Origin of the sequence: Micrococcus sp. HG099, from assembly GCF_024723355.1 — a bacterium.
Classification (GTDB): domain Bacteria; phylum Actinomycetota; class Actinomycetes; order Actinomycetales; family Micrococcaceae; genus Micrococcus; species Micrococcus endophyticus.
In genome coordinates this window covers 1-10,401 of record NZ_JANQCJ010000084.1, presented here as the reverse complement: position 1 = coordinate 10,401, position 10,401 = coordinate 1, and the positions used below count along the sequence as shown (strand labels likewise).

Below are 10,401 nucleotides of genomic sequence, written 5' to 3'. Positions count from 1 at the left end.
GACGTCTCCCCCACCGCCCTCGAGGCCGCCCGTGCGGACCGCTCGGGGCATCGCTCCCCCGCCGCGCCGCTGGCCGTGGTCCGCGCGCGGACGGTGGAGGACGTGCAGGCCGCGTGCCGGATCGCGCACGGAACCCGCACCCCGCTGGTCACCCGCGGAGCGGGCACGGGGCTGGCCGGCGGCGCCGTCGCGGGGGCGGGCGAGATCGTCCTGGACATGACCGGGATGGACCGGATCCTGGAGGTCTCCCCCGCGGACCGCGTGGCCGTCGTCGAGCCGGGGATCCTCAACGGGGCGCTGAACGCCGCGCTCGCCGAGCACGGGCTGTGGTGGGCGCCGGACCCCGCGTCCAAGGACATCTCGACGGTGGGCGGCAACATCGCCATGAACGCGGGCGGGCTGCTGTGCGCCAAGTACGGCGTCACCCGCGAGGCGGTGCTGGGGCTGGACGTGGTGCTCGCGGACGGCACGCTGATGCGCCTGGGACACCGCACCGTCAAGGGCGTCACCGGTTACGACCTCACAGCGCTGATGATCGGCTCCGAGGGCACCCTCGGCGTGATCGTGGGCGCCACCCTGTCCCTGCGCCCGGCCGTGCGCGGGACGCAGGTGACGCTGGGCGGGTTCTTCCCGGACGTCATCGCCGGCGCCGCGGCCGCCGAGGCCATCACGGGCGCCGGCCACGTGCCCGCGCTGATGGAGCTCATGGACGAGGTCACCCTCGCCGCTGTGCGCGCCTACGCCGGCCCCGAGCGCGGGGCGGCCCTGCCAGAGTCCGGCGCGTTCCTGCTGGTCCAGGCCGACGGTGCGGGGGCGGAGGAGGACGGCGCCGCCATGGCCGACCTCATGCGCGCCCACGGCGGGGACGTCACCGTCACCGCGGACCACGCCGAGGGCGAGGCCCTCATGGCCCTGCGCCGCACCGCGTTCCCCGCGCTCGAACGCCTCGGCACCCCGCTCGTGGAGGACGTGGCCGTCCCCCGCAGCCGCATGGCCGAGATGTTCGCGCGGATCCGTGAGATCGAGGCGCGCACCGGCGTCGCCATCCCCACCACGGCCCACGCCGGGGACGGCAACCTGCACCCGATCCTGCTCTTCGGCGAGGCCGCGCAGGTGGGCGGCGCCGCCGAGGACGCGGCGTCGATTCCGGCGGACGTCTGGGAGGCCGCCGGCGAGCTGTTCCGCGCCGGCCTGGAACTCGGGGGCACGCTCACCGGCGAACACGGCGTGGGCCTGCTCAAGCGCGCCTTCCTGCGGGACGAGCTCGGCGACGCCCAGCACGCCCTGCAGGAGAAGATCAAGGCCGTGTTCGACCCGCACGGCATCCTCAACCCAGGAAAGGTGTTCACCCCGTGAACGGACAGGACGGCGGACAGGACGGCGGCCAGGGCCGCACGACGACGGACGGCGCGACGGGCCGCGAGGCCCCCGTCCCCTTCGAGACCGAGATCCAGGTGCGCTGGTCGGACGAGGACCGCTACGGCCACGTCAACAACGCGCGGCTGCTCACCCTCACCGAGGAGGCCCGGGTGCGGGCCACCCGCGCCTGGTCCGGGGTGACACCCGGCCGGGACGTGCACCGCGTGGTGCGCGCGATGGAAGTCCAGTACGAGGCGCCCGTGGTCTACGGCCCCGAGCTGACCGCGAAGGTCTGGATCACCCGGATCGGGACCAGCTCGTACACGCTGCGTCACGAGCTCTGGCAGGACGGGCGGCGGTGCGTGCTGTGCGACGCCGTGTTCGTGCACGTCGACCCGGAGACCGGCCGGTCGGTGGCGCTGGCCGAGGACGAGCGGACCACGCTCGAGCGGGTCCTGATCCCCGCCGAGGCCGACGCCACCTGACCGGGGGGTGACGCCGACCGGGCGGGCCCGCCGAGCCGCGGGGACCGCCGTCGCGGAGGCCATCGATGCTGTCATGGAGAGTGGGATCCAGCGTGGGATCTCTGGTGTGATCTGCTGTGTGGGCCTCAGATGGCCCCATGACCCTCTCCACGACGTCGCCCGGCCTGGACTCCTACCGCGACTCCGTCACCTTCGACGTCCCCACCCTGACCTCCGGCCTGCGGGACCTCCTCGGGGCACGGCTGGTGGCGTACCTCGGCGGCGTGAAGGAGACGCGCGCGGTGCGGCAGTGGGCTGAGGGAGTGCGCCGCCCCTCGGACGCCGCGGTCCACCGGCTCCGCCTGGCCTACCAGGTATGCGGCATCCTGCGTGAACCGGGCAACCCGCCGGCCATCGTCCAGGCATGGTTCCAGGGAGCGAACCCACGGCTCGAGGATCGCTCTCCCGCCTGCACGCTCGTGGAAGAGGACCCCACGGCGGCGAGTCCTCGGGTGCTCGCGGCGGCCCGTGCCTTCGCCCGCGTCGGATGAAGATCCAGCACACATCGCGCGAGGTCTGGCGCGCGGGCTCGGCACACCTCACCGGGCGATTCTGTGTGGTGACGGCCTTCGAGACCATCGCGGCACTCCGCCCCCGATTCGCCGACATCGCGACGGACGTGCACGGACTTGCCGACTTCGACGCGGCCGCCCTCAAGGACGCCCGTCGCCCGCAGCCCGTCCGCGGGCCCGGCCCCGGCCGCCTGCACCCTGTGGACGGCCAGCGGACTCGCAGGCGGCCGCCGTAGGCTCTCCCGTCATGGAGCAGGACCGAGACCCGGAGGAGCCGTCGCAGTCGACGGCGATCGAGACGCTGCGCGGCACGCCCGTCTCCGAGCTGACGCACCTGCCGCCGGCGATGGCCGGGGCGCTGGACCGCCTGCGCCGGGACGTCGAGCGCTTCGACCTCGAGTACCGCTCCGCCCTGCTCCAGGTGGAGGCGCGGCTGGAGGTGCTGCGGGACGAGTTCACGCACCTGCACGACTACAACCCCATCGAGCACATCGTCACCCGCGTGAAGACGCCGGAGTCCATCCTCCGCAAGGCCGCCTCCCGCGGCCTGTCCATGGACCTGGACGCGCTGCGCAGCAACGTCACGGACATCGCGGGGGCGCGCGTGATCGTCAGCTTCGCGCGGGACGTGTACGAGGTGTTCCGCCTGTTCACCCGCCAGCCGGACATCCGCGTGCTCGAGGTGGAGGACTACATCTCCCGCCCCAAGCCCTCCGGCTACCGCAGCCTGCACTGCCTCGTGCAGGTGCCCGTGCACCTGTCCACGGGCTCGATCCCCGTGACCGTGGAGATGCAGTTCCGCACCAGCGCGATGGACTTCTGGGCCACCCTCGAGCACAAGATCAACTACAAGTTCGACGGCGCCGTGCCGCCGGACATCACCACCGAGCTCATCGCCGCCGCCCGCGTGGCCGCGGACCTGGACACCCGCATGGAGCGGCTGAGCGACCAGGTGCGGCAGACCGTCAAGGATGACGACGCCGCGGCCTCCTGGGAGGACGACGGCGGCCCCGCCTTCGAGGACGAGGGCGACGACGACGGCCCCGACGGCGACGCGCCCGGGACGTCCACGGGCTGAAGCCTCCCGTCCACACCCCGACCCCCGGCGTGCACAGGGTTCTCCACAGAGTTGTCCACAGGTGTGGACGAGTCACACCGGTGTGAGTCGGCCGGCTCCGGACACGCGGGCCGCCCCGGGGCGCGCCGGTAATGTGGGGCGGTGCCCTCCTCCGCCGCGCCACCCAGCGACGCCGCCTCGTCCCGCCCGGACCGCCGCGGCTCCTCGGGCTCCGTCGGCACGGCGATCCGCACGCTGCTGCTCGTGGTGGTCGTGGCCCTGTTCATCTGGCTCGCCACCTCCGTGCGCCTGCCCGACATCGACACCCTGCGCGACCGCCTGGCCTCGTTCGGCTTCTGGAGCTGGCTGGTGTTCGTCCTCGCCTACGCCGGGGTGGCGCTGACGCCCGTCCCCGTGACCCTCATGGCCCTCACCGGCGGCGTGCTGTTCGGCGCAGTGCAGGGCTCGGTCCTCTCGGTCGCCGGCGCGCTGCTCGGCTCGATCGGCGCGTACTGGATCGCGCGGGCGCTGGGCCGGGACGTCATCCTGCGCGGGCTGGGCCGGCACGCGGACACGGTGGAGGAGCACCTGGAGGACGCCGGATTCCTGGCCCTGCTCACCCTGCGCGTGGCGCCCGGGCTGCCATACTGGCCCGTGAACTTCGGGGCGGGGGCGCTCGGGGTGCCCGCCGGCATGTTCGTCGGCTCCACCGCGGTGGGCGTGATCCCCGGCCAGGTCTCGCTCGTGGCCCTCGGCGCGTTCGCCGTGCACCCGGGGGTGCTCAACGGGGTGATCCTCGGGGTCGGCTGGCTCGCGGTCGGCGTGCTCACGGTGTGGGCCGCTCGCCGCTGGCGGCGGGCCGCGAAGGACGACGACGGCGAGGGCGACGAGGACTGACCCGCGCCGCACCGCTTGTCAGCCCACCGCGCGCCGCACTGCCGCTCAGCCCACCGCGCGCCGCACGAGGTCCGCGATCCGGGCCCGGACGTCGTCGTTCAGCGCCGTGAGGGCGTACGCGGTCGGCCACATGGGGCCGTCGTCGAGGGCCGCCGACTCGTTGAAGCCCAGCGTGGTGTACCGGACGTCGAACTTGCTGCTGACCTGCAGGAACATGAGGACGTCCTTGCCGCGCGCGTAGGCGGGCATGCCGTACCAGGTGCGGGGCTCGAGCTCCGGGGCCACCTCGGTGACGATCTGGTGCACGGCCACCGCGAGCGCCCGGTCCTGCTCGGGCATGGCCTCGATCTTCTCCATGAGGTCCTGCAGGGCGTCGGCCTTCTTCTTGCCGCCGCGCTGGGCGCGCAGCTCCTCCGCGCGCTCGGCCATGGCGGCCTTCTCCGCGGCGCTGAAGCCGGTGGACTCGGACATGACTGCCTCCTGGGACGGGGGTGGACGGGGGGATCGGACGGGGCCATCCTCCCCCGCCGGCGCCCGCGCCCGCACCCCCTCAGCCGAGGTCGAGGACGCGGCGCAGCCGCGCGAACGCCTCCGGCACCGCGGTGTAGTGCGCCCAGCGCCCGCGCTGCTCGCGGGTGAGCAGGCCGGCGTCCACGAGGCGCTTCATGTGGTGGCTGACCGTGGGCTGGGCGATCCCGAGCTCCTCGGTGAGGTCGCACGCGCACACGTCCGCGCAGCCGCGGGCGGCCACGTGCGAGAGCAGCCGCAGGCGCATGGGGTCCGCGAGCGCCTTGAGGAGCACGGCGAGCTCCGCGGCGTCCTCGGCGCCCAGCGGCCCGTCCGCGAGGGAGCAGCAGTCGTCTGCGAGGACGGGTGCGGCGGCGGTCGAGACGGGGACGGAGCAGGCGGTCATGCCCCGGAGCCTACGCCTCACATTGACGGACGTCGATACGTCTGGCTAGCGTGGGCGCCGACGGCCGTCGCTCCGCACGGCCCCGTCGTCGCCCCCTTCCCTCCCCACCGAGGCGGTCCCCATGCCCTCCCGCGCCGTCGCCCCCTCCCCCGCGACCGACCCCGCCGCGCGCCCCGCGGAGCGGCCCGTCCTCCAGGAGATGTCCTTCCTGGACCGCTGGCTCCCCGTATGGATCCTCGCCGCGATGGCCGCCGGCCTGCTGCTCGGCCGCCTCGTGCCGGGACTGGCCGAGGCCCTGGACGCGTTCACGGTGGCCGGGGTCTCCGTGCCCATCGCCCTCGGCCTGCTCGTGATGATGTACCCCGTGCTGGCCAAGGTCCGGTACGACGAGACGCACCGCATCGCCGCCGATCGCCGCCTCATGGGCACGTCGCTGGTGCTCAACTGGATCGTCGGGCCCGCGCTGATGTTCGCCCTGGCCTGGCTGTTCCTCGCGGACCTGCCCGAGTACCGGACGGGGCTGATCATCGTGGGCCTGGCGCGCTGCATCGCCATGGTCCTGATCTGGAACGACCTCGCGTGCGGCGACCGCGAGGCCGCCGTGGTGCTCGTGGCCCTGAACTCGGTGTTCCAGGTGGTCGCCTTCGGCGCCCTGGGCTGGTTCTACCTGCAGGTGCTGCCCGGCTGGCTGGGGCTGCCGACGACGTCGGCCGGCTTCTCCGTGGGCGCGATCGTCGTCTCGGTGCTCGTCTTCCTGGGCGTGCCGCTGCTGGCCGGGCTCCTCACCCGGGTGCTCGGCGAGCGGGCGCGGGGCCGGGCCTGGTACGAGGGCCGGTTCCTGCCGCGGATCGGCCCGTGGGCGCTGTACGGCCTGCTGTTCACGATCGTCCTGCTCTTCGCCCTCCAGGGCGAGGCCATCACCACCAGCCCCGGGGACGTGGCCCGGATCGCGCTGCCGCTGCTCGTGTACTTCACCGTGATGTTCCTGCTGGGCCTGGTCGCCTCCCGGGCCGTGGGCCTGGACTACGCCCGCTCCACCACGGTGGCCTTCACCGCCTCGGGCAACAACTTCGAGCTGGCCATCGCGGTGGCGATCGCCACCTTCGGCGTGCACTCGGGCCAGGCGCTGGCCGGCGTCGTGGGGCCGCTCATCGAGGTGCCCGTGCTCGTGGGCCTCGTGTACGTGGCCCGGTGGCTCGCACTCCGCCTGTTCCCCGGCGACCCGACCGTCCCGTCCCCCGTCCCCGCCCGCACCGCAAGGAGCACCCCGTGACCGAGCACGCCCCGACCGACCGCCGCCCCTCCGTCCTGTTCGTCTGCGTCCACAACGCCGGTCGCTCCCAGATGGCCGCCGGCTGGCTGGAGCACCTCTCCGGCGGCCGCGTGGAGGTGCGCTCCGCCGGATCCGCGCCGAAGGACCGGATCAACCCGTCCGCCGTTGCCGTGATGGCCGAGGCCGGGATCGACCTGAGCGCGAACACCCCGAAGGTGCTCACCACCGAGGCGGTGCGGGAGTCGGACGTGGTGATCACCATGGGCTGCGGGGACACGTGCCCGGTGTTCCCCGGCAAGCGCTACGAGGACTGGGCGGTGGAGGACCCCGCCGGCCAGGGCGTGAACGCCGTGCGCCCCATCCGCGACGAGATCCGCGGCCGCGTCGAGGCCCTGCTCGCGGACCTGCTCCCGGAGGGCTGACCCGGCGAACCTCGGCAACAGCCGAGCAAAGGCACACGCTGCGCACAGGAATCCCTCTCCCCCAGGAGGTGACCCGCGAGTAACGTGGGGTCGTCATGACGGAGCCGTCACCACGGTCCCGCCGCACCGCCCCCTGGACCGTCCCCATCCCCGGACATCGAGGAGGTCTCATGAGCGAGACCATCGAGCGTGCGTACCCGCACGCCCCCACGGCCGACGACGCGCCGCTGGACACCGCCGCCCTCGCCGTGTGCACCACCGTCCTGCAGCAGGGCGCCGCGGACCTGCGCCGTCGCTTCGGGCCGGTGCTCGGGGAGGCCGTGGTGGACCGGCAGATCGAGGACTCGCTCGAGGAGCTGCGCCGCTCCGGGGTGCCGCGCACGCACCGGGAGAGCACCGCGATCCACTTCGCCGAGTCCCGGCTGCTGGCGCTGGCGGAGACCACCGGCGTCGTCGAGCCCAGCGTCCCCCGCGTCCTCTTCGTCTGCCTGCAGAACGCGGGCCGCTCGCAGCTGGCCGCCGCGCTGCTGGCCGAGCGCGCGGGCGACGCCGTGCGCGTGTCCTCCGCCGGCTCGCGGCCGACCCCCGAGGTCCACGACGACGTGGCGCCCGTGCTGAGCGAGATCGGCGCGGACCCGGCCGCGGCATACCCCAAGCCCGTCACGCCCGAGCTGCTGGCGGCCGCGGACTACGTGATCTCGCTGGGCTGCAGCGACGAATGCCGCGAGCGGACCGGCGTCGAGGTGCGGGACTGGCCCGTGGGCGACCCCGCCGAGGCCGACTGGGAGCGCCTCCAGGAGATCGTCGCGGACATCGAGCGGCGCGTGGAAGCGCTCTGGGCCGAGATCCAGGGGCGGTTCGCGGCCTGATCCCGACGACGGCGCGGGCCGGTGTTCAGGCCCGGCGGCCCAGGCGGCCGAGCAGGCGGGCCTGCCGGTCGGCATCGTCGGCCACGGGGACCGGCTGCGCCAGGATGCCCGGCGTGTAGGCGGCGTCGCCGAACAGATCCAGGGACTCCTCGATGCAGTCCATCTCGGCGTCCGTGAACCGCTCGTCGACGCCCTGCGAGCGGGCAAGGTCCCAGCGGTGGACGATCAGGTCGAACGCGTGGAAGCGGATCATGGCCTCGCCCACGGTCATCTCGCCCAGCGCCGTGTGCATGGGCTTCATGATGAACTCCTCGTCGCCGGCGAGGGCGGACAGGGCGGCGGAGTGCTTGGTCCACTGGTTGGCGGTCTGCTGCCGGGAGCCGTCGAACAGGGGCACCTCGCGGCCCTGGCGGGCGGCGAAGTCGCGCTCGGCGCCCACCACGTGGTCCAGCAGGTCCAGGGCGTCCCAGCCCTCGCACGGGGTGGCGGCGTCCCAGTCGCGCACGGCGCGGACGACGGCGGTGAACGGCTCCGAGGCCTCGTTCCAGCGGGCCTCGACCTCGGTGGCGGGGATGGACATGCTGGTCTCCTCACGGTCTGAAGGGCCGCAGCGCGGCCGGCTCGCCTCCCAGTGTGGCGAATCCGGGCCCGGGTGTCCCGCCCGGGCGGGCGGGTGACGCGGCCTGAGCCGTCGGAGACGGTCCGGCGGCGACGCGCGCCGGGGGCGCGCCGCCGCTAGCCTGACCGCATGGGCCACCGGATCTTTACCACCGCCGTCGCGGACGTCTACCCGCACTACGTCGCCAAGGTCGAGCGCAAGGGGCGCACGGTCGAGGAGCTGCACCAGGTGATCTCCTGGCTCACCGGCTACGACGACGCGGGGCTCGCCCGGCACCTCGAGGCCGGCACCACCTTCGAGGACTTCTTCGCCCAGGCGGACGTGACCGACGACGCCGACCTCATCATCGGCAGCGTCTGCGGCGTGAAGGTCCAGGAGGTCGAGGACCCGCTCATGAAGCGGATCCGCCAGCTGGACAAGGTGGTGGACGAGCTGGCCAAAGGCAAGTCCGTGGAGAAGGTCATCCGCACCCCGGCGGCCTGAGCCGACGGAGACGGTCCGGCGATCCGACGCCCCGCTCCGGCGGGCGCGTCAGCCCCGCAGGCCGACCGCCGGAGCCGCGGGGCGCCGTCGTCGTGTCAGCCGGTGGCCGACGGGCTCGGCGAGCCCGACTGGCCACCCGGAGGCGCGGCCGGGCTCTGCTGCGTGCCGCGGATGGACGCCGGGCGGGCCGGATCCAGGACGGAACGGGAGTCGAAGAACTCGTCCAGCACGGGCCGCTTGCCGGAGATGGCCGCCTCGAGGCTGATGCCGTCCACGTTGATGCGGGAGCCGCGGTAGTAGCCGGGCTCGAGCTGGCCCCAGGCCTTCGCGGTGCCGTCCACGAGGAAGAACGAGCGGTAGCCGAGGCTGCGCATGTACTGGTAGCGCTCGTTGTCCGCCTCGTACTTGCCCGTGCGGGCCACGTCCGCGCCGAACGGGTAGATCATCATGTCCGTGGGGCCCAGGATGGGCTCCACCTCGCCGTGCCACAGCTCCAGGTCCCGCTGCAGCTCGTCCAGCTCGAGCTTCGGCACGGTGCGGTGGCCCCACGTGTGGGAGGCGAACTCCCAGCCGGTGGCCTTCATGGCGTCCGCGACCTCGGTGGCCGCGGCCACGTCCGCGTCGAACGTGGGGCTGTCCCCGAACTCGCGGGCGGAGGTGCGGTAGCCGAACACGCCGTCGTAGCCGGTCATGGCCAGCACGCCGCGGGCGCCGTTGAGCGAGAAGTCCGGGTGCTCCTCGAGGAAGTCGTCCAGCATCGGCACCATGTCGTAGGAGCCCACGTGGGTGGTGCCCTCCGCGTCCGTGTACTCGTTGCGGACGCGGCCGTCCTCGTCCACGATCAGGCGGTCCGCGAAGCCGTCCCCCTCCATGTAGAGGTAGTACGAGCAGTCGTCCAGGGAGAACACGAGTGGGGTGCGGTTCTCCGGCACCATCAGGGTCTTGGGGCGCACGACGTCGTCCTCGCCCACTTCGTACAGCTCGTGCGGGGAGACGAGCACGTAGCCCTTCGCGTAGAGCTGCGGCAGGATCGCGGCGAACTCGTCCATGGTGACCATGAAGTCGAGGTAGCCGGCCTCCTTGTGGTCCCCGTCGAACGCGCGCTCCGGGTCCACTACGAGGGAGTGGAAGAACAGGTGCGGCACGAGGGCCGTGTTCGGCCAGGCCACGGGCTCGCCGGCGGGGCCGGGGCCCGCGGGCGCGGCGCTCGACGACGACGGCGCGGGCGTCCCGGCCGGCGACGAGGACGCCGGCGCGGTGCCCCCCTCGGACGAGCAGGCCGCGAGCAGGCCGGAGCCGAGCAGGGCGGAGCCGGTGAGCAGGATCTGACGACGCGACGGAGCCATGTGCACCTTTCTTCGAGACCACCATAGTCCCGGACCGCGGCCCCGAAAGCCACCCGCGCCCGCCTGAGGCGGGGAGCCCGCCGGGCGCCGAGGCCGGGCGTCGCGGCGAGGTGCGGGGGGCCGACGC

The 10,401-nt window shown here is 73.7% G+C and carries 13 protein-coding genes; 9 read left to right on the top strand and 4 right to left on the bottom strand.

Features of this window, described 5'->3' with window-relative positions:
• From NWP10_RS08195 to NWP10_RS08175, 5 genes are all read left to right on the top strand, one after another.
• Positions 1–1,356, top strand: a 1,356-nt coding sequence (locus NWP10_RS08195) for an FAD-binding oxidoreductase (protein WP_258300526.1), incomplete at its 5' end; no start/stop codon positions are given.
• Positions 1,353–1,844 carry a thioesterase family protein gene (locus NWP10_RS08190; RefSeq protein WP_258300525.1) on the top strand — a complete coding sequence of 164 codons (492 nt, stop codon included), beginning with the start codon at positions 1,353–1,355 and terminating at the stop codon, positions 1,842–1,844. The genes NWP10_RS08195 and NWP10_RS08190, both read left to right, overlap by 4 nt.
• 137 nt (positions 1,845–1,981) lie before the next feature.
• A complete protein-coding gene (locus tag NWP10_RS08185) occupies positions 1,982–2,374 on the top strand; it encodes a hypothetical protein (protein ID WP_258300524.1) in 393 nt (130 codons plus the stop codon).
• Between the two features lie 268 nt (positions 2,375–2,642).
• Positions 2,643–3,473, top strand: a complete 831-nt coding sequence (locus tag NWP10_RS08180; protein ID WP_258300523.1) for a GTP pyrophosphokinase family protein — start codon at positions 2,643–2,645, stop codon at positions 3,471–3,473.
• A gap of 141 nt (positions 3,474–3,614) precedes the next feature.
• Positions 3,615–4,349 carry a TVP38/TMEM64 family protein gene (locus NWP10_RS08175; RefSeq protein ID WP_258300522.1) on the top strand — a complete coding sequence of 245 codons (735 nt, stop codon included), beginning with the start codon at positions 3,615–3,617 and terminating at the stop codon, positions 4,347–4,349.
• Between the two features lie 45 nt (positions 4,350–4,394).
• On the opposite strand, the gene NWP10_RS08170 is transcribed toward NWP10_RS08175, so the two are convergent.
• Positions 4,395–4,820, bottom strand: coding sequence for an iron chaperone (locus NWP10_RS08170; protein ID WP_258300521.1), 426 nt, complete (start codon positions 4,818–4,820; stop codon positions 4,395–4,397).
• A gap of 79 nt (positions 4,821–4,899) precedes the next feature.
• Entirely contained in the window at positions 4,900–5,262 is a 363-nt protein-coding gene (locus NWP10_RS08165; protein ID WP_017488589.1) for a metalloregulator ArsR/SmtB family transcription factor, read from the bottom strand.
• Positions 5,263–5,383: 121 nt separating this feature from the next.
• Here NWP10_RS08165 and arsB point away from each other — a divergent pair, with 121 nt between their 5' ends.
• The 3 genes from arsB to NWP10_RS08150 all read left to right on the top strand — a co-directional run bounded on the left by arsB (position 5,384) and on the right by NWP10_RS08150 (position 7,826).
• Positions 5,384–6,535 (top strand): ACR3 family arsenite efflux transporter, encoded by a 1,152-nt coding sequence (arsB, locus tag NWP10_RS08160; RefSeq protein WP_017488588.1) that lies wholly within the window; start codon positions 5,384–5,386, stop codon positions 6,533–6,535.
• Positions 6,532–6,957: an arsenate reductase ArsC gene (locus tag NWP10_RS08155; protein WP_184173111.1), complete on the top strand. Its 426-nt coding sequence runs from the start codon at positions 6,532–6,534 to the stop codon at positions 6,955–6,957. Before arsB ends, NWP10_RS08155 begins: the two co-directional genes overlap by 4 nt.
• 170 nt (positions 6,958–7,127) lie before the next feature.
• Positions 7,128–7,826 (top strand): low molecular weight phosphatase family protein, encoded by a 699-nt coding sequence (locus tag NWP10_RS08150; protein ID WP_258300520.1) that lies wholly within the window; start codon positions 7,128–7,130, stop codon positions 7,824–7,826.
• Positions 7,827–7,851: 25 nt separating this feature from the next.
• On the opposite strand, the gene NWP10_RS08145 is transcribed toward NWP10_RS08150, so the two are convergent.
• The gene (locus NWP10_RS08145; RefSeq protein WP_017488585.1) at positions 7,852–8,406 is read right to left on the bottom strand and encodes a TIGR03086 family metal-binding protein; all 555 of its coding nucleotides are present in this window, start codon (positions 8,404–8,406) and stop codon (positions 7,852–7,854) included.
• Positions 8,407–8,574: 168 nt separating this feature from the next.
• Here NWP10_RS08145 and NWP10_RS08140 point away from each other — a divergent pair, with 168 nt between their 5' ends.
• On the top strand, positions 8,575–8,928 hold the full coding sequence (locus NWP10_RS08140; RefSeq protein ID WP_017488584.1) for a DUF2200 domain-containing protein: 354 nt from the start codon (positions 8,575–8,577) through the stop codon (positions 8,926–8,928).
• 95 nt (positions 8,929–9,023) lie between these two features.
• On the opposite strand, the gene NWP10_RS08135 is transcribed toward NWP10_RS08140, so the two are convergent.
• Positions 9,024–10,274, bottom strand: coding sequence for a polysaccharide deacetylase family protein (locus tag NWP10_RS08135; RefSeq protein WP_258300519.1), 1,251 nt, complete (start codon positions 10,272–10,274; stop codon positions 9,024–9,026).
• Positions 10,275–10,401: the final 127 nt, after the last annotated feature.